Source organism: Curtobacterium sp. Arg-1, assembly GCF_025643395.1.
GTDB lineage: Bacteria > Actinomycetota > Actinomycetes > Actinomycetales > Microbacteriaceae > Curtobacterium > Curtobacterium poinsettiae.
Genome location: NZ_CP095731.1, coordinates 1,992,532 through 2,011,473, shown reverse-complemented (window position 1 = coordinate 2,011,473; position 18,942 = coordinate 1,992,532). Strand labels below are relative to the sequence as shown.

At 69.2% G+C, this 18,942-nt stretch carries 16 protein-coding genes; 8 read left to right on the top strand and 8 right to left on the bottom strand.

The features are described from left to right. Complete coding sequence (locus MXD64_RS09670) at positions 1-369, top strand: RNA polymerase-binding protein RbpA (protein ID WP_027465686.1); 369 nt, start codon at positions 1-3, stop codon at positions 367-369. Positions 370-668: 299 nt separating this feature from the next. Here MXD64_RS09670 and pgl read toward each other — a convergent pair whose 3' ends face one another. The 6 genes from pgl to tkt form a co-directional block, all read right to left on the bottom strand. Continuing rightward, positions 669-1,439 (bottom strand): 6-phosphogluconolactonase, encoded by a 771-nt coding sequence (gene pgl, locus MXD64_RS09665; protein WP_262117605.1) that lies wholly within the window; start codon positions 1,437-1,439, stop codon positions 669-671. Between the two features lie 100 nt (positions 1,440-1,539). Next, on the bottom strand, positions 1,540-2,484 hold the full coding sequence (locus MXD64_RS09660; RefSeq protein WP_027465684.1) for a glucose-6-phosphate dehydrogenase assembly protein OpcA: 945 nt from the start codon (positions 2,482-2,484) through the stop codon (positions 1,540-1,542). Then, entirely contained in the window at positions 2,481-4,019 is a 1,539-nt protein-coding gene (gene zwf, locus MXD64_RS09655) for a glucose-6-phosphate dehydrogenase (protein WP_017887260.1), read from the bottom strand. Before zwf ends, MXD64_RS09660 begins: the two co-directional genes overlap by 4 nt. Positions 4,020-4,041: 22 nt before the next feature. Next, the gene (locus tag MXD64_RS09650) at positions 4,042-5,640 is read right to left on the bottom strand and encodes a glucose-6-phosphate isomerase (RefSeq protein WP_071251504.1); all 1,599 of its coding nucleotides are present in this window, start codon (positions 5,638-5,640) and stop codon (positions 4,042-4,044) included. Then, complete coding sequence (gene tal, locus MXD64_RS09645) at positions 5,640-6,752, bottom strand: transaldolase (RefSeq protein WP_017887262.1); 1,113 nt, start codon at positions 6,750-6,752, stop codon at positions 5,640-5,642. Before tal ends, MXD64_RS09650 begins: the two co-directional genes overlap by 1 nt. Positions 6,753-6,890: 138 nt before the next feature. After that, a complete protein-coding gene (gene tkt / locus MXD64_RS09640; RefSeq protein ID WP_017887263.1) occupies positions 6,891-8,984 on the bottom strand; it encodes a transketolase in 2,094 nt (697 codons plus the stop codon). Positions 8,985-9,408: 424 nt separating this feature from the next. Between tkt and MXD64_RS09635 the strand changes: the two genes are divergently transcribed. Beyond that, on the top strand, positions 9,409-10,335 hold the full coding sequence (locus tag MXD64_RS09635) for a heme o synthase (protein ID WP_017887264.1): 927 nt from the start codon (positions 9,409-9,411) through the stop codon (positions 10,333-10,335). Between the two features lie 488 nt (positions 10,336-10,823). Here MXD64_RS09635 and MXD64_RS09630 read toward each other — a convergent pair whose 3' ends face one another. Further along, positions 10,824-11,798: a COX15/CtaA family protein gene (locus MXD64_RS09630; protein ID WP_042540911.1), complete on the bottom strand. Its 975-nt coding sequence runs from the start codon at positions 11,796-11,798 to the stop codon at positions 10,824-10,826. 251 nt (positions 11,799-12,049) lie between these two features. On the opposite strand from MXD64_RS09630, the gene sufB reads away from it, so the two are divergent. From sufB to MXD64_RS09605, 5 genes are read left to right on the top strand one after another with little or no spacing between them, the layout of a single operon-like run. Then, positions 12,050-13,468 carry a Fe-S cluster assembly protein SufB gene (gene sufB / locus MXD64_RS09625; RefSeq protein ID WP_263136356.1) on the top strand — a complete coding sequence of 473 codons (1,419 nt, stop codon included), beginning with the start codon at positions 12,050-12,052 and terminating at the stop codon, positions 13,466-13,468. Next, positions 13,469-14,794, top strand: a complete 1,326-nt coding sequence (sufD, locus tag MXD64_RS09620) for a Fe-S cluster assembly protein SufD (RefSeq protein WP_017887267.1) — start codon at positions 13,469-13,471, stop codon at positions 14,792-14,794. Then, entirely contained in the window at positions 14,794-15,120 is a 327-nt protein-coding gene (locus tag MXD64_RS09615) for a non-heme iron oxygenase ferredoxin subunit (RefSeq protein WP_017887268.1), read from the top strand. Before sufD ends, MXD64_RS09615 begins: the two co-directional genes overlap by 1 nt. A 57-nt stretch (positions 15,121-15,177) precedes the next feature. Beyond that, positions 15,178-15,954: a Fe-S cluster assembly ATPase SufC gene (gene sufC, locus MXD64_RS09610; protein WP_263136355.1), complete on the top strand. Its 777-nt coding sequence runs from the start codon at positions 15,178-15,180 to the stop codon at positions 15,952-15,954. Next, positions 15,954-16,283, top strand: a complete 330-nt coding sequence (locus MXD64_RS09605) for a metal-sulfur cluster assembly factor (protein WP_017887270.1) — start codon at positions 15,954-15,956, stop codon at positions 16,281-16,283. Before sufC ends, MXD64_RS09605 begins: the two co-directional genes overlap by 1 nt. 307 nt (positions 16,284-16,590) lie before the next feature. Here the strand turns inward: MXD64_RS09605 and MXD64_RS09600 are convergent, their stop codons facing one another. Next, positions 16,591-17,190 carry a biotin transporter BioY gene (locus tag MXD64_RS09600; protein WP_071251502.1) on the bottom strand — a complete coding sequence of 200 codons (600 nt, stop codon included), beginning with the start codon at positions 17,188-17,190 and terminating at the stop codon, positions 16,591-16,593. 115 nt (positions 17,191-17,305) lie between these two features. On the opposite strand from MXD64_RS09600, the gene MXD64_RS09595 reads away from it, so the two are divergent. Further along, positions 17,306-18,904, top strand: a complete 1,599-nt coding sequence (locus MXD64_RS09595; protein ID WP_031259783.1) for an ABC-F family ATP-binding cassette domain-containing protein — start codon at positions 17,306-17,308, stop codon at positions 18,902-18,904. Positions 18,905-18,942 lie beyond the last annotated feature (38 nt).

Here is an 18,942-nt window from a genome sequence, read left to right as displayed (position 1 = left end):
ATGGCAAGCGGAGGCAGTGCAATCCGAGGGTCTCGCGTCGGCGCGGGACCGATGGGCGAACAGGACCGCGGGGTCCAGGCCGAGCGCGTGGCGATCTCGTACTGGGACGCCCTCGGCAACGAGGTCGTGCGGTACTTCGCCGCCAACCTCCCCGACGAGGAGATCCCCGAGACGGTGGACTCGCCGTCGAGTGGTCTCCCGGCTGGGCGCGACAAGGAGAACCCTCCCGTGGTCTCCAAGACGGAGCCCTACAAGACCCACCTCGCGTACGTGAAGGAACGCCGCACCGAGGAAGAGGCAGCGCAGCTCCTCGAAGACGCGCTGCAGCAGCTCCGCGAGCGTCGCGGCACCGCGGCGAAGAAGGCGTAGCGCCCACACACTGACGAAGGCCCCCGCACCGGATGGTGTGGGGGCCTTCGTGCGTCCGTCCGTCGGGGGAGGAGGGCGCGCGGGGAGCCGGCTCGTCGAGTGGAGTGGTCACGACATGCCGCGTGCGGTGCGCCGGGGTTGCACGTTGTGTCGCCTGCGGCGCCCGCGGGCGACAGTTCGTGACCGTTCGGCATCGCGCCGGCGGGGCGTCGTGACCGCGCGCGGTGGGCGCGACCACAGACGGACAGGAGGCCCGGTGCCAGCTGGCACCGGGCCTCCTGTCCGTCAGGAACGCGCGTCTAGTACGTCGACGCGATCAGGTTCTCGGGGACGTCGCGGGCGGCGTCCTGGTCGACGAAGAAGACGGTGCGCTTGCGGCCCTGCACGCCTCCGACGGGGACGTCGTCGACCGACGCGCCGGCGAGGGCGAGCCCCAGCACCGACGCCTTCTCGGCGCCGGACAGGATGACCCAGACGCGCTGCGAGGCGTTGATCACCGGGTAGGTGACGGTCAAGCGCTGCGGCGGCGGCTTGGGGGAGTCGTCCACCGACACGACAGCGCGGTCGGTGACGGTGAGCTGCGGGAACTCCGGGAAGAGCGACGCGGTGTGTCCGTCCGGGCCGACACCCAGCAGGGTGATGTCGAAACGCGGAGCAACGGCACCCTCGGGCGCGGCGTCCTGCAGCTCACGCTCGTACTGGCTCGCAGCGGCCTCGATGTCGAGCCCGCCGTCCGAGGCCGGCATCGGGTGGATGTTCGACGCGGGGATGTCCACGTGGTCGAAGAAGTCGGTCTGCGTGCCGGTGGTGTTGCGGTCGGCGTCGCCCGACGGGACCCAGCGCTCGTCGACCCACCAGACGTGCACCTTCGACCAGTCGACGCTCTCGCGCGCTGGCGACTGGCCGATCGCGGCGAGGACGAGGGACGACACCGAGCCACCGCTGATCGCGATGTCGGCACGCTCCTGCTCGTCGAGCACGTCGATGATCTTGGTGATGAAGCGTGCGGCGACCGAAGCGCCGAGGGCCTGCTTGTCGGGGTGCACGAGCACCCGCCGTTCGTTGGTCACGTGACTCCCGTGTTCGTGGCGGCCGACCGGTCGTCCGACCGCCTTCGGTCCGGTCGGGCCGCCTGCACCAGACAGACGGCCCGACCGTGTGGGGTGTGGATCAGCGGGCGATGGTCTCGCGCAGCTGGGGCACCCCGTGCTTGACGACGTCTCCGAAGAGGACGTCCGGGTCGAGTCTACGGAGTTCCTCGGCCAGGCAGTCACGCAGGTTGCGGCGTGGCAGCGACAGGTCGTGCGTCGGCTGCCCGGGCATCGAGAGCGTGGCGACGTCCACCAGGGAACGCTCGAGCTCGATGGTCCCGGACTCGCGGACGAGCTTCACGCCGTGGATACCGCTCGACCCCGTCGCACGGGGCGACGTGACGACGGACACCGGCACCTGGAGCTGCAGCTGCAGCCAGGCGGCGAGCAGGATCGTCGACGGGCTGTCGGACGCTCCGGAGACCTCGACCGCGGTGATCGGCTCGTACGGCGGCTGGTCGAGCGCCGCGGCGAGCTGGTTCCGCCACAGGGTGAGACGGGTCCAGGCGAAGTCGGTGTCACCCGGCACGTAGGACGCGCCGAGGGCCTCGATCGCACCGTTCGGGTCCTTCTGCGCGGCAGCGTCGGTGATCCGGCGCTGCGCGATGCGGCCCAGGGCCGACGCCGCGGGCTGCTCCGGCGCCGTCTGCGGCCACCAGGCCACGACGGGTGCGTCCGGCAGCAGGAGCCCGGTGACCAGGCTCTCCTCGTCGGTCGCGGTCTCGCCGTACGCACGGAGGACGATGACCTCGCTCGCACCCGCGTCGCTGCCGACACGGATCTGCGCGTCGAGGCGCCCGGGGGACTTCGTGTCACCGCTGTTCTTCGAGACGATGATCACGCGCATCGGGTGCTCGCGGGACGCTTCGTTCGCCGCCTCGATCGCCTCTTCCTCGTGGCCGAGGGCCGTCGAGATGATGAGGGTCAGCACCCGGCCGAGGGCGACGGCGCCGCCCTCTTCGCGGATGCGGACGAGCTTCTTCTGGATCTTCGACACCGTGGTGTCGGGCATGTCGATCTTCACGGACGCCTCCAGGTCCGACCGTCGCGGGCGAGCAGGGCATCGGCGGATGCCGGACCCCACGTGCCGGGACGGTACTGCTCGGGCTGGCCCTGCGTGGCCCAGAACTCCTCGATGGGGTCGAGGATCTTCCAGGACAGCTCGACCTCCTGGTGCCGCGGGAACAGCGGCGGGTCACCGAGGAGCACGTCGAGGATGAGTCGCTCGTACGCCTCGGGGGATGCTTCGGTGAACGCGTGGCCGTAGCCGAAGTCCATCGTCACGTCGCGCACCTGGGTGCCGACGCCCGGGACCTTCGATCCGAAGCGGAGCGTGACGCCCTCGTCCGGCTGGACGCGGATCACCAGGGCGTTCTGCCCGAGCGGGGACTGCGAGTTGCCGTAGACGTCCTCGGGGACGCGCTTGAACACGATCGCGATCTCGGTCACACGACGGCCGAGACGCTTGCCGGCGCGCAGGTAGAACGGGACGCCCTGCCAGCGACGCGTGGCGATGTCGAGCTTGATCGCCGCGTAGGTCTCGGTGCCGGACTCGGGGTCCATGCCGCCTTCCTCGAGGAAGCCGAGCACCTTCTCGCCGCCCTGCCACCCACCGGCGTACTGCCCGCGGGCGGTTGCGGTGGAGAGGTCCTCGGGCAGACGCACGGCGGAGAGCACCTTCTCCTTCTCGGCGCGCAGGTCCGCGGCCTTGAACGAGACGGGCTCCTCCATCGCGGTGAGCGCGAGGAGCTGCAGCAGGTGGTTCTGGATGACGTCGCGCGCCGCGCCGATGCCGTCGTAGTACGCGGCTCGTCCGGCGACGCCGATGTCCTCGGCCATCGTGATCTGCACGTGGTCGACGTAGTTCGAGTTCCAGATGGGTTCGTACATCTGGTTCGCGAACCGGAGCGTCAGGAGGTTCTGGACGGTCTCCTTGCCGAGGTAGTGGTCGATGCGGAACACGTCGTCGGGAGCGAAGACGCTCTCGACGATCGCGTTGAGCTCGCGCGCGGTGCGGAGGTCGGAGCCGAACGGCTTCTCGACGACCACGCGGCTCCAGGAGCCCTCGCGCTTCTCGGTCAGCCCGGACAGCTTGAGCTGCTCGGTGACGACCGGGAACATCTTGGGTGGGATGGACAGGTAGAACGCGTGGTTGCCCAGCGTCCCGCGCTCGGCGTCGAGGTCGTCGACGGTGCGCTTGAGCTCGCGGAACGCCTCGGGGTCGTCGAACGAGCCCTGCACGAAGCGGATGCCCTGTTCGAGCTGACGCCAGACGTCCTCGTCGAACGGGGTGCGGGAGTGCTCCTTGACGGCGTCGTGCACGAGCTGGGAGAAGTCTTGGTCCTCCCAGTCGCGACGAGCGAACCCGACGAGCGCGAACCCCGGGGGCAGGAGCCCCCGGTTGGCCAGGTCGTAGACCGCGGGCATCAGCTTCTTGCGTGACAGGTCGCCCGTCACACCGAAGATGATGAGCGTGCTCGGTCCCGCGATCCGGTTCAGTCGACGATCCGTCGGCAGCCGGAGCGGGTTGTGCTCCGGGGTGATTGCCACCGGTGACATGAGTCGGTGAACTCCTTACGAGTCAGGGGGAGACGGCGGCCGCGATCGCCGCGGTGGCGGCGAGGACGTCCGACGTGGTGAGGGTGAGGACCGGTCGGCCGTGTTCGGCGAGGACACTCGCGTCACCGGCCGCCTGGGCCTGGAGGAGCTGCCCGAACGTGAACGGCCGACCCGGGATCGCCAGGTCCTCGGCTTCGTCGGCCACGATCTGCAGGAACACTCCCGTTGCGGGGCCGCCCTTGTGGTACTGGCCGGTCGAGTGCAGGAACCGCGGGCCGTACCCGAAGGTGACGGGGCGTTCCGTGCGCGCCGCGATCGCGTCGCGCAGCGACTCGAGGCCGCTGTTCGCGGTGCGGTCGACGTACGCCTGCACCGACACGTAGCCGGTCGGGTCGAGTGCGGACACCAGGCCCGACACGGCTTCCGAGAGCGTCGCACCGATGGCGAGTCCGGGCGTCGCGCGGACGGCGATGCTGTCCTCGGAGAACGCCGGCTCAGCCGCGGCGGGGCGGTCGTCGAGCAGTGCGCGCGTCGCGACCTTGGCGGCCTCGACGTCGGGCTGGTCGAACGGGTTGATGCCGAGCAGGCGACCGGCGACCGCGACGGCGTACTCCCAGACGAGGATCTGGCCACCGAGCGTGCCGGTGATCTCGACCTCGCCCTCGGCCACGTGACGCTCGTCCTCGCGCGAACCGACCAGGCGGATGACCTGGACGTCGGGCAGGCCGGCGGTGACCTCGGGGGAGTCCGCGTGCAGCACGACGGGCAGCAGGCCGCGGCCGTCCTTGCCGGTCGACTCCGCGATCAGCTGTTCGACCCAGTCGCCGAAACCGACGATGTGCGTGCCGTCGGGCACGATGGCGATCTTGTCGCGCAGCGGCTCGGTGCCGGCGAGGACCGCACCGAGCACGAGCCCGGGGTTCTCGTCCAGGTCGACCGAGAGCAGCGCGGAGATGGCGTCGGCTTCGTCGAGGAGCTCGGCGATGTCCGCTCCGGCGAGACCGGACGGCACGAGGCCGAAGGCGGTGAGCGCGGAGTAGCGGCCGCCGACGGTGGGGTCGGCGGTGAAGACGCGGTACCCGGCGTCGGTCGCGGCTGCCTCGAGCGCGGAGCCCGGGTCGGTGACGACGACGATGCGGCCGGCCGGGTCGATACCGGCGTCGCGGAACGCCTGCTCGTAGACCCGGCGCTGCGAATCGGTCTCGAGCGTCGAACCGGACTTCGACGAGACGACGAGCACGGTGCGCTCGAGGTCGGTCGTCACGGCGGCGTGGACCTGCGCGGGATCGGTCGAGTCGAGGACCGTGAGGGGGACACCGGCCGTGCGCGTGATGACCTCGGGTGCGAGCGACGAGCCGCCCATGCCGGCGAGGACGACGTGGTCGACCCCTTCGGCACGGAGCGACTCGCGCAGCGCGGTCACCTCGGCGACGAGTGGGCGGGAGACCGAGACGGCCTCCACCCAACCGAGGCGCTTCGACGCCTCGGCCTCGGCGGTGGCTCCCCACAGATCGGCGTCCTGGGCGGTGATGCCCGAGGCCACCAGGTCAGCGACGAGCCGCGGGACCACCTGTTCGATGGCCCGCGCGGCGTCGCCGCTGGCTGCGATGGAAACCGTCACTACTTGGCGCCCTCGAGCGCTGCCTTGACGGTGTCGACGAGCTCGCCCCAGGAGACGTTGAACTTGTCCACGCCCTCCTTCTCGAGCAGCGCGACGACCTCGTCGTAGTCGACACCCTGCGCGGCGAGCTGGTCGAGGACCTGCTGCGCCTGGTCGAAGGTGCCGGCGATGGCGTCGCCGTGGATCTCACCGTGGTCGAACGTGGCGTCGAGCGTCTTGCCCGGCATCGTGTTGACGGTGTTCGGGGCGGCGAGCTCGGTCACGTAGAGCGTGTCGGGGAGCGACGGGTCCTTGACACCGGTCGAGGCCCAGAGCGGACGCTGCGTGTTGGCACCGGACTCGAGCAGGCCCAGGGCGCGCTCGGAGGCGAACGCCTCGGTCCAGACCTGGTAGGCGAGCTGCGCGTTGGCGATGCCGGCCTTCGACTTCAGGGCCTTGGCCTCGTCGGTGCCGACGGCGTCCAGGCGCTTGTCGATCTCGGAGTCGACGCGCGACACGAAGAACGACGCGACCGAGTGGATCTTGGAGAGGTCGTGGCCGGCGGCCTTGGCCTTCTCGAGCCCACCGAGGTAGGCGTCGATGACGGCGCGGTAGCGCTCGAGCGAGAAGATCAGCGTGACGTTGACGGAGATGCCGGCGCCGATGACCTCGGTGATCGCCTCGAGACCCTCGAGCGTCGCCGGGATCTTGATGAGGACGTTCTCCTTGCCGACCTTCTCGAACAGGAACTTGGCCTGCTCGATGGTCTTGGCGGTGTCGTGCGCCAGACCCGGCTCGACCTCGATCGAGACGCGGCCGTCGAAGCCCTTGGTCTCGTCGTAGATCGGCTTGAAGACGTCGGATGCGTTCGCGACGTCCTGCGTGGTGATCGCGAAGATCGCGTCGGTCACGTCGGTGCCCGCAGCGGCGAGCTCCTTGACCTGCGCGTCGTAGCGCTCGCCCTTGGCGAGGGCCGACGCGAAGATCGTCGGGTTCGTCGTCACACCGACGACGTTCTTCTGCTCGATGAGCTCGGTGAGCTTGCCGGTCTCGAGGAGCTCGCGGGAGAGGTCGTCGAGCCAGATGCTCACGCCGACCGCGGAGAGGGCGGCGGTGGGGGTGTTCTCAGCCATGTGTTTCTCTTCTTCTTTCATCGACGGGTCCGTGAGGACCGTGAGTCGGGGTTTCGGGGACGGGAGGCCCGTGGCGGAACCGAGCCGGGCCTCCCGGAAGAAGGGCCGGATCCGGAAACCGGACCCGGCCCTTGCAGGTCAGGAAGCTGCGATCGATTCCTTCGCGGCGGCCACGACGTGCTCCGTCGTGAAGCCGAACTCCTTGAAGAGCGTCTGGTAGTCGGCCGAGGCACCGAAGTGCTCGATCGAGACGCTGCGGCCCTTGTCGCCGACGATGTCGCGCCAGCTCATGGCGATGCCGGCCTCGACCGACACGCGAGCGGTGACGTCCTTCGGGAGCACCTGGTCCTGGTAGTTCTCGGACTGGGCGCGGAACCACTCGATCGACGGGGCGCTCACGACGCGGGCGTTGATGCCCTCGGCCTTGAGCTGCTCGCGAGCCTCGACCGCGATCTGGACCTCGGAACCGGTCGCGATGAGGATGACGTCCGGGGTGCCGTTGGGCGCCTCGGCCAGGACGTAGGCGCCCTTGGCGACGTTCTTCGCAGAAGCGAAGACCTCGCCCGAGGCGTCGCCTTCGCCACGCTCGAACACCGGCAGGTTCTGACGGCTCAGGGCGATGCCGGCCGGGCGGTCGGTGTGCTTGAGCATCTCGAGCCACGCGTACGCGACCTCGTTGGCGTCGGCCGGACGGACGACGTCGAGACCCGGGATCGCACGCAGCGACGAGACCTGCTCGATCGGCTGGTGCGTCGGGCCGTCCTCGCCGAGGGCGACGGAGTCGTGGGTCCAGACGTAGATCGCCGGCGCCTGCATGAGCGCGGCGAGACGGACCGCCGGACGCATGTAGTCGCTGAAGATGAGGAACGTGCCGCCGAAGGGGCGGGTGTTCCCGTGCAGGACGATGCCGTTGAGGATCGAGCCCATGGCGTGCTCGCGGATGCCGAAGTGCAGCACGCGGCCGTACGGGTCGGTGCTCCACGTCGAGGTCGAGGCCTCGGCCGGACCGAAGGACTTGGCACCCTCGATCGTGGTGAGGTTCGACTCGGCGAGGTCGGCCGAACCGCCCCAGAACTCGGGCATCAGCGGCGCGATGGCGTTGATGACCTTGCCGGAAGCGGCACGGGTCGAGACGGCCTTGTCCGCCGGGAAGACCGGGAGCGCTGCTTCGAGGCCCTCCGGGAGCTCCTTCGACTGGACGCGGTCGAACAGTGCCTTCTTGTCGGCGTTGGCTGCGGCCCACGCGTCGAAGGACTTCTGCCACTCGGCGTGCTCGGCCTGGCCCTTGGCGACGGCGCCGCGGGTGTACTCGAGGACCTCGGGAGCGACCTCGAAGGTCTTGTCGGTGTCGAAACCGAGGATCTCCTTGAGGCCCTTGATCTCGTCGGCGCCGAGCGCTGAACCGTGGATCTTGCCCGAGTTCTGCTTGGTCGGCGACGGCCAGCCGATGATCGTCTTGAGGACGATGAGCGACGGCTTGTCGGTGACCTGCTTGGCGGCCTCGATCGCGGCGTGGAGCTCCTCGGCGTCCTCGGAGTACTCGCCGTTCTTCTTCCAGTCGACGATCTGGACGTGCCAGCCGAGCGCCTCGTAGCGCTCGGGGACGCTCTCGGAGAACGCGATGTCGGTGTTGTCCTCGATCGAGATCTGGTTCGAGTCGTAGAACGCGATGAGGTTGCCGAGCTGCTGGCGACCGGCGAGCGAACCCGCTTCGTTGGTCACGCCCTCCTGCATGTCACCGTCGCCGGCGATCACGTAGGTGAAGTGGTCGAACGGCGACTGGCCGGCTGGGGTCTCCGGGTCGAACAGGCCGCGCTCGAAGCGCTGGGCGTAGGCGAAGCCGACCGAGGACGCGAGGCCCTGGCCGAGCGGGCCCGTGGTGATCTCGACACCGTCGGTGTGGCCGTACTCCGGGTGACCCGGGGTCTTCGAGCCCCACTTGCGCAGGTGCTGCAGGTCCTCGAGCTCGAGCCCGTAGCCGTGCAGGTAGAACTGCACGTACTGGAGGATCGAGGCGTGACCGGCGGAGAGGATGAAGCGGTCGCGGCCGATCCAGGTGGCGTCGCTGGGGTCGCGACGCATCACCTTCTGGAAGAGCAGGTGGGCGAGCGGAGCAAGGCTCATCGCGGTGCCGGGGTGACCGTTGCCGGCGGCCTCGACCGAGTCGGCGGCGAGAACGCGGGCCGTGTCGACGGCCTTCCGGTCGATGGCGTCCCAGGTGAATTCAGCCACTTGGATGTTGACCCTTCTTGATGCGACATGTGCGAGGGCTCGTGCCATCGCACGGACATGTGGCCATCCCGGGGCCGAGTCGTGTCGCCGTCTAGCGGCGGCCGACCGGCTCATCGCGGCCGACGTCATCGGGGCGCGCACTGCGGGAGGGCGTGTCCAGCATAGTGACCCGGTACTCAGAAGGGGTTCAGGTGACCCCCGATGTTCACACCGGGGTGGCCGACGACGGTCGATCCGGGCGTGTCGAACGCGTCCGGATCACGCCGGGATGTCGGAGCGGGGCACCGTTGCGGCGCTTCCATCCCGTAAACTGATCGGGACCCGTGGACATTCCGGGTCAGCGCATGCCCGGACGCCGCCGCAGTCGTCCACCGAGTGTGCGAGCTGATGCGAACAGACTGAGGTTCCCTTGCCGACTGCCACCGTGACCCGGCCCGACACCGATCGACCCCGATCGCCGCTGTCCCGCAAGGTCCGTGCGTACGTCTCGTTGACGAAGCCGCGCGTGATGGAGCTGCTGCTCGTCACCACGGCCCCGACGATGTTCCTCGCCGAGCGCGGCGTCCCCGACCTGTGGCTCGTCTTCTGGACGATGCTCGGCGGAGCGATGTCGGCCGGTTCGGCGTCGGCCTTCAACTGCTACATCGACCGCGACATCGACCGGCTCATGAAGCGGACGAGCACCCGGCCGCTGGTCACCGGCGAACTCTCCGACCGTGAAGCCCTCGTGTTCTCGTGGATCCTCGGCGTCCTGTCGACAGCGGTGCTCGGCTTCCTGGTGAACTGGCTCGCGGCGGCGCTCAGCGTCATCGCGATCCTGATCTACGTGTTCGTCTACACGCTGTGGCTCAAGCGCCGCACGCCGCAGAACATCGTCTGGGGTGGCTCGGCCGGCTGCATGCCCGTGCTCATCGGCTGGGCGGGTGTCACCGGATCGCTGACGTGGACCCCCGTCATCCTGTTCATGGTGATCTTCCTCTGGACGCCGCCGCACTACTGGCCGCTGTCGATGAAGTACCGGGACGACTACGACGCCGCCGACGTGCCGATGCTCGCCGTCGTCCGTGGTCGGACCGTCGTCGGCCTGCAGGTCGTCCTGTACGCCTGGGCGACGCTCGTCTGCTCGCTCCTGCTCATCCCCGTCGGGCACATGGGTCCGCTGTACACGGTGGTCGCGCTGGCCGGTGGCATCTGGTTCGTCGTCGAGTCGCACCGCCTGTACTCGCGGGCGATCCAGCACGTCGAGCACGTGCATCCGATGCGGGTCTTCCACAGCTCGATCACGTACCTGACGCTGCTCTTCATCGCGGTGGGCATCGACCCGCTGCTGCCGCAGGTCTTCACCTTCTAGGGCGGTCGCGCCGGCGCCGCCGCAGGCGCGTGCTCGGTCCGCAGGACGCCGTCGTGTCCGGTTGACGCCGTCGTATTGGCAAGACGCCGTCGTGTCCGGTTGACGCCGTCGTGTCCGCAGGACGCCGTCGTGTCCAGTTGACGCCGTCGTATTGGCAAGACGCCGTCGTGTCCGCAGGACGCCGCCACCCCGACGAGACGCCGCCGAATCCGGCGGCGTCTCGCGCGTTCGGCGGCGTCTCGGCAGGACACCGGCGTCCTGTGCTCGGCACGCGGCGGCCTGGAGGCGCGGTGCGGGCCCGCCACGGGCCTCCCGTCCGGCGCGCGGCGCGTCTGCCGCGGCGCGGACGCGACTGGCTGGGGACCACACGTAATGCGGACTCGGTCCGACGGCGCGTCCGGCCGACCACCACAAACGCGACACCCCACGAGTCGAACGACTCGTGGGGTGTCGGAGAACGGGTGTCGAGCGCGCGACGCGCCCGGGCGTCAGGCGACGATGGGCTCCCGGACGGCGTCGCGACCGGCCGATGCCCGCGTGGACAGCACCACGGCGGTGACGGCGCCCACGAGGAGCCCGGCGAGCACCATGTGCGTGCCGACGAGCCCGACGGGCAGACCGGTGCGTGCCTGCGTGAGGCCGACCGCGATCTGCAGGAACTCGACGACGAGCAGCAGCAACGGCCACTTGCTCGGCCGGCCCAGGCGGACGGCTCCGATGACGAGCACCAGGGTGAGCGCGAAGAGGGCGTACGCCGGCCAGGCGTGCACGTGCTCCATGACCGCGGGGTCGAACCCGGTGCGGTGCAGGCGTCCGCCGTCGACGGCTTCGTCAGCGCCGGCGTGTGGGCCGCTGCCGGTGGTCAGGATGCCGACGAGCACGGTCACGACGACGGCGGCGACGGTGCCGCGGACGACGCCGGTGTACCAGCCGGGGACGAGCCGCTCGGCCGTGCGGGGGCCGTGCACGGTGCGGTAGACCAGGGCAGCGGTCACCGAGGTGAGCGCGGCGGAGACGACGAAGTGCAGTCCGACCACGAAGGGGTTCAGGTTCGTCCACACGCTCATGCCGCCGATCACGGCCTGCACCGGGATCGCGACGCCCTGAGCGAACGCCAACCAGAACAGTTCCGGCCGCGTGCGGAGCATCCGGACGACCGCCAGGAACATCGCGACGGCCACGATCACGAGCACGAAGGTCAGCAGACGGTTGCCGAACTCGATGATGCCGTGGACGCCCATCTCCGGCGTGGAGACCAGCGAATCCGCCGTGCACTTGGGCCAGGTGGGGCATCCGAGGCCCGACGCGGTGAGGCGGACCAGGCCGCCTGTGCCGATCAGCACGACCTCGACCACGAAGGACGCCCAGGCCAGTGCGACGACGCGGCGGTCGACCGCACGGGGGAGCGACCACCACCGTCCGGTCCGGAGATCCTGCTCGACGGGGGATCCGACGCGTGTCACGAGGGTGGTGCCTTCCTGTTGTTCCGTGCAGTGAACCTGTAGGATTCGAGGGTTCAGCAGCAGTCAAGTCTAGGCAGGCGCCGGCTCCGAATGGGCCGAGATCGCCGATCACTCCACGGACTGCGTGGAACCATAGTCGTTGCGAGGGAGCAGCACCGGGTCCGCATGTCAGCGGTCCACGGTGGAATGGCGTCCAGACGCCACGGGTTGACACCTGTAACGCTGTCCCGCGAGAAGGAAACGAGGAGACCATGTCCGACGTGCTCATCGACCGTCCCGAGCTCGAAGGGCTCGGCCAATACGAGTTCGGCTGGTCCGACTCCGACTCGGCAGGGTCCTCCGCCCGTCGTGGGATCTCGGAAGAGGTCGTCACCGACATCTCGAACCTCAAGGACGAGCCCGAGTGGATGCTGAAGAACCGCCTCAAGGGGCTGTCGCTCTTCGGCCGCAAGCCGATGCCGACGTGGGGTGCCGACCTGACGGGCATCGACTTCGACAACATCAAGTACTTCGTGCGCTCCACCGAGAAGCAGGCGCAGTCGTGGGAAGACCTCCCCGAGGACATCCGTGCGACCTACGAGAAGCTCGGCATCCCCGAGGCCGAGCGCCAGCGCCTGGTCGCCGGCGTCGCCGCGCAGTACGAGTCCGAGGTCGTGTACCACCAGATCCGCGAGGACCTGGAGCAGCAGGGCGTCATCTTCATGGACACCGACACGGCGCTCCGTGAGCACCCGGAGCTGTTCGAGGAGCACTTCGGCACCGTGATCCCGGCCGGCGACAACAAGTTCGCCGCGCTGAACACGGCCGTCTGGTCCGGTGGGTCGTTCGTCTACGTCCCCAAGGGCGTCCACGTCGAGATCCCGCTGCAGGCCTACTTCCGGATCAACACCGAGAACATGGGTCAGTTCGAGCGGACGCTGATCATCGCGGACGAGGACTCGTACGTCCACTACATCGAGGGCTGCACCGCTCCGATCTACAAGTCCGACTCGCTGCACTCGGCCGTCGTCGAGATCATCGTGAAGAAGAACGCCCGCGTTCGCTACACGACGATCCAGAACTGGTCGAACAACGTCTACAACCTCGTCACGAAGCGTGCGATCGCGCACGAAGGCGCGACGATGGAGTGGATCGACGGCAACATCGGCTCCAAGGTCACGATGAAGTACCCGTCGATCTACCTCGCCGGGGAGCACGCCAAGGGCGAGACGCTCTCCGTGGCCTTCGCGGGCCCCGGCCAGCACCAGGACGCCGGCGCGAAGATGATCCACATGGCGCCGTACACGACGTCCTCGATCGTCTCCAAGTCGATCGCCCGTGGCGGCGGTCGTGCCGGGTACCGCGGCGAGGTCCGGGTCGACCCGGGCGCGCACCACGCGGCCAACACCGTGCGCTGTGACGCCCTGCTCGTCGACACGATCAGCCGGAGCGACACGTACCCGGCGATCGACATCCGTGTCGACGACGTGCAGCTGGGGCACGAGGCCACGGTCTCGCGTGTCAGCGAGGAGCAGCTCTTCTACCTCATGTCCCGCGGCATGGCCGAGGACGAGGCGATGGCGATGATCGTCCGTGGTTTCATCGAGCCGATCGCCCGCGAGCTCCCGATGGAGTACGCACTCGAACTCAACAAGCTCATCGAGATGAGCATGGAAGGATCCGTCGGCTAGATGTCCAGCACCACCCCTCCCCACATCGACCAGCCGATCGAGCCCGCTGCCGCAGCGCAGGGCGGCACCCAGCACGGCGCCGGAGCCCACTCCGACGGCGGCTGGGACGCCCCCGACAAGAAGGTGCCGGTCCAGACCCGCTCCGAGCGGTTCCAGTCCGGCGACGTCGAGGCGTTCCCGAAGGTCACCGGCCGAGAGGTCAACTGGAAGTTCGCGCCGCTGACCAAGCTCCAGCCGCTGCTGGACGGCCCGCTCGACGGATCCGCCTACCCGTACCTCGCCCGCCAGTCCGAGGGCGCCGACGTCGAGTGGGGTCGCAGCGACGACCCCCGCGTCGGCACCGCCGGCCTGCCCGAAGACCGCGCGGCGGCCGCGGCCTGGAGCGCCCGTGACGCGGTCCTGGCGATCACGATCAAGGCCACCGAAGCGCACGAGTTCATCACGGTGACCCGCTCCGACTTCGGGTCGCAGCCCCGCGCCGCGCACACGGTCATCACGGCCGAGCCGAACGCGCAGGGCATCGTCGTGCTCGACAACCGCGGCAGCGCCCTGCTGAGCGAGAACATCGAGATCGTCGCGCAGCAGAACGCACGACTGACCGTCGTCAGCCTGCAGGACTGGGACGACGACGCGGTGCACGTGTCGACGCACTTCGCCGAGGTCGGGCGCGATGCCTTCCTCAAGCACGTCGTGGTCTCGCTCGGCGGCGACGTCATCCGGGTCAACCCCTCGACGCACCTCGGTGCGCAGGGTGCCGACACCGAGATGTACGGCGTGTACTTCGCCGACGCCGGCCAGTACATCGAGCAGCAGGTCTACGTGAACCACGACGCGCCGAACACGCGCGGTCGGGTCAACTACAAGGGTGCGCTGCAGGGCCAGGGCGCGCACACCGTCTGGATCGGTGACGTCCTGATCGGTCGCGCCGGTGACGGGACCGACTCGTACGAGCAGAACCGCAACCTCGTGCTGACGGACGGCACCCGTGCCGACAGCATCCCGAACCTCGAGATCGAGACGGGCAACATCGAGGGTGCCGGTCACGCGAGTGCCACCGGTCGCTTCGACGACGAGCAGCTGTTCTACCTGCAGTCCCGCGGAGTCCCGGAAGAAGAAGCGCGGCGTCTCGTCGTGCTCGGCTTCCTGGTCGAGGTGATCCAGAAGATCGGTGCGCCCGAGCTCGAGGAACGCCTCATCGCCGCGGTCGAGCAGGAACTCGCCGAGGGCCGTTCGGTCATCGCGGCACCGGCCGAGTCCGGCGCCGAGCCGGCCGCCGCGCCGCAGGCACCCGCACCGCAGACCGCCGCTCCGCAGGCCAACGCCTGATGGCCGAGAAGGTCTGCGCCGAAGCCGACATCGCGGTGGACAGCCCGATGCGGGTGGTCGTCGGTGGCACGGCGGTCGCGATCGTGAAGGACTCGTCCGGCACGGTCCACGCCATCGGCGACACCTGCACGCACGGCGACATCTCGCTGGCCGAGGGCTTCGTCGAGGGTGACTCGCTGGAGTGCTGGGCCCACGGGTCCCGCTTCTCGCTGACCACCGGCAAGCCGCAGAACTTCCCGGCCTACGAGCCCGTCCCGGTCTTCCGGGTCGAGGTCCGCGACGGCGACGTCTACGTCGACGTCCAGGACGTCGTCCCGGTCGACTGAGCACCCCAACACTTCCCGCGGCTGACGCCGCACCACAGCTGCAACCGAAGGAACGCAATGTCCACTCTGGAAATCCGTGACCTCAAGGTCTCGATCGACACCGACCAGGGCACCAAGGAGATCCTGAAGGGTGTCGACCTCACCATCAACGAGGGCGAGATCCACGCGATCATGGGGCCGAACGGCTCCGGCAAGTCCACCCTGGCGTACACGATCGCCGGACACCCCCGGTACAACGTCGTCGGTGGCACGATCACCCTCGACGGCGAGGACGTCCTCGCGATGAGCGTCGACGAGCGTGCCCGTGCCGGCATGTTCCTGGCGATGCAGTACCCGGTCGAGATCCCCGGCGTCACGGTGTCGAACTTCCTCCGCACCGCCAAGACGGCGATCGACGGTGAGGCCCCGGCCCTGCGCGGCTGGATCAAGGAACTCCGTCAGTCGATGGCCGACCTGAAGATGGACTCGTCGTTCGCCGAGCGCAACGTCAACGAGGGCTTCTCCGGTGGCGAGAAGAAGCGCCACGAGATCATGCAGCTCGAGCTCCTCAAGCCGAATTTCGCCGTCCTCGACGAGACCGACTCCGGCCTCGATGTCGACGCGCTGAAGATCGTCTCCGAGGGCGTCAACCGTGCCAAGGCCGCGACCGGCCTCGGTGTACTGCTCATCACGCACTACACGCGCATCCTCCGCTACATCAAGCCGGACTTCGTGCACGTGTTCGTCGCCGGAAAGATCGCGGAGCAGGGCGGCCCCGAGCTGGCCGACCGCCTCGAGAACGAGGGCTACGACCGCTACGTGCAGGCCGTCGCGGCCGCCGAGGCGCAGGCCTGATGATCGCCGCACTCGCTCCCGACAAGTTCGACGAGGTCGTCGAGGGCCTGAAGGAGGTCCAGGACCCGGAGCTCGGCGTGAACATCGTCGACCTCGGCCTGATCTACGACCTCGCCTGGGACGACGACGCCAACGCCCTCGTCATCAGCATGACGCTCACCAGCGCCGGCTGCCCCCTGACCGACGTCATCGAGGGTGACACCGCGAACGCGCTCGACGGCATCGTGGACGCCTTCCGGATCAACTGGGTCTGGATGCCGCCGTGGGGTCCGGAACGGATCACCGACGACGGACGCGAGATGATGCGCGCCCTCGGGTTCGCGATCTAGGCGCGACCCACAACGGACGGGAGGCGCGGTGCCAGCTGGCACCGCGCCTCCCGTCCGTTTGTGCGCACGCCACGCGCGGGGCGCGCCGCCGAGTGGTCGCAACCGCCCGCTCACGTTCGCCGAGTGGTCGCGTTCGGTCGGCTGACCCCGCTCCAGGCGACGGAACGTGACCACTCGGCATCCGGGCAGTGGGGAGTCGTGACCGCACTGACAGCCCGGCGCCGCGGCCGCCTGCCTGCCCGCCCACGCGCTGCGGACGCAGAACGGCCCCACACCGATCGGTGCGGGGCCGTTCTCGTGCGAGGGGTCAGCGGCGGCCGACGGCCTTCCACGCGAGCGGCAGGATGCCGGCGGCGATGAGGGCCTTGGCGACGCCACCGATGATGAACGGGTACAGGCCGGCGGCGAGCACCGACTGGACGTCGTTCGGGGCGCCGAGCTGGCCGAGCGCCACGGCGAGGTACGGCAGGCCGGTCACGAACGGGATCGCGCTCGCGAGCAGCATCGCGACCGCGGCACGACCGACGTTGCGGTCCCAGTTGCGGCGGGCGAGCCAGCCGACGAGCCCGGCGGCCGGGATGAAGCCGATGACGTACCCGAAGCTCGGCAGGGCCAGGGCCTGCAGGCCGCCCTGCAGGTCGGCGAAGAACGGGGCACCCGCGAGTCCGGCGACGGCGTAGACGAGCAGCGAGAGCATGCCGCGACGTGCGCCGAACGTCGCGCCGACGAGCACGACGGCCAGCGTCTGCCCGGTGATCGGGACCGGCCACATCGGGACCTCGAGCTGCGCCATCGCGGCGGTGAACAGGGCTCCGCCGGCGACGAGGGCGGCGTCGGTGGCCAGCCCGTGCGTGCGCAGACGGTCGGCGAGGACTGCGCGGGGAGCGAACCCGGTGGCGTTCGTCATGGATTCTCCTAGAATGGACTGCTGGTTCCGTTCGGAACCATCGGTCCCGTCAGCGTAGCGGTGCACCTCACGCACACACCGTTGTGCAAACCCACCAACTGATTGGACGTCCACTGTGCTTGCCGTGCACGAACTCGAGATCCGCGTCGGAGCTCGTCTCCTCATGGAAGAAGTGTCCTTCCGTGTCGAGAAGGGCGACAAGATCGGACTCGTCGGCCGCAACGGCGCGGGGAAGACGACGATGACCAAGGCCCTCGCGGGCGAGACGCAGCCGAACGGCGGCACGATCGACCGCGGCGGGGAGATCGGCTACCTGCCGCAGGACCCCCGCTCCGGCGACCCGGAGGAGACCGCGCGGAAGCGCATCCTCGACGCCCGCGGGCTCGGTGAGCTCGTGGAGGGCATCCGCCTCGCCACGCTCGACATGGCGAGCGACGACGCGGCCGTTGCCGAGAAGGCGATGCGGCGCTACAGCCGTCTCGACGACCAGTTCAACGCGCTCGGTGGCTACGCGGCCGAGGCCGAGGCCGCCTCGATCGCGTCGAACCTGAAGCTGCCGGACCGCATCCTCGACCAGCAGCTCAAGACGCTCTCGGGTGGTCAACGACGGCGCATCGAGCTCGCCCGCATCCTGTTCTCGGACGCCGAGACGATGATCCTCGACGAGCCGACCAACCACCTCGACGCCGACTCCGTCGTGTGGCTCCGCGAGCACCTGAAGACCTACCCCGGCGGCGTCATCATCATCTCCCACGACGTCGAGCTCGTCGAAGAGGTCGTGAACCGCGTCTTCTACCTGGACGCAAACCGCCAGACCATCGACATCTACAACATGGGCTGGAAGCTCTACCAGCGGCAGCGCGTCGCCGACGAGGAGCGCCGTCGCAAGGAGCGCGCGGGTGCCGAGAAGAAGGCCGCCACGCTCAAGGACCAGGCCGCACGCTTCGGTGCGAAGGCCTCGAAGGCCGCCGCCGCGCACCAGATGGTCGCGCGTGCCGACAAGCTGCTCGCCGGCCTCGAGGACGAGCGCGTCGCCGACCGCGTCGCGAAGATCCGTTTCCCCACGCCGGCGCCGTGCGGTCGTACGCCGCTGATGGCCGAGGGGCTGTCGAAGTCCTACGGCTCGCTGGAGATCTTCGCCGGTGTCGACCTGGCGATCGACCGCGGCTCCCGCGTGGTCATCCTCGGCTTCAACGGTGCGGGCAAGACGACGTTGCTGCGCATCCTCGCGGGTGCCGACCAGCCCGACACCGGTGAGATCCAGCCAGGCCACGGTCTGCGCATCGGCTACTACGCGCAGGAACACGAGAACATCGACATCAACCGCACGGTGATCGAGAACATGGTGTCGGCGTCGACGGACCTCAACGAGACCGAGGCCCGTCGGGTGCTCGGGTCGTTCCTGTTCACCGGCGACGACGGCTACAAGAAGGCCGGCGTCCTGTCCGGTGGTGAGAAGACGCGTCTGTCGCTCGCGATGATCGTCGTCTCGGGGGCGAACGTCCTGCTGCTCGACGAACCGACGAACAACCTGGACCCGGCGTCACGCGAGGAGATCCTCAACGCCCTGGCCGGCTTCGAGGGCGCGGTCGTCCTGGTGTCCCACGACGCCGGCGCGGTCGAGGCGCTCAACCCCGAGCGCGTGCTGCTGCTGCCGGACGGCACCGAGGACCACTGGAACAAGGACTACGCGGAGCTCATCGAACTCGCGTAGCCGCTTGCGAGACGCCGTCGTGTCCACACGACGCCGCT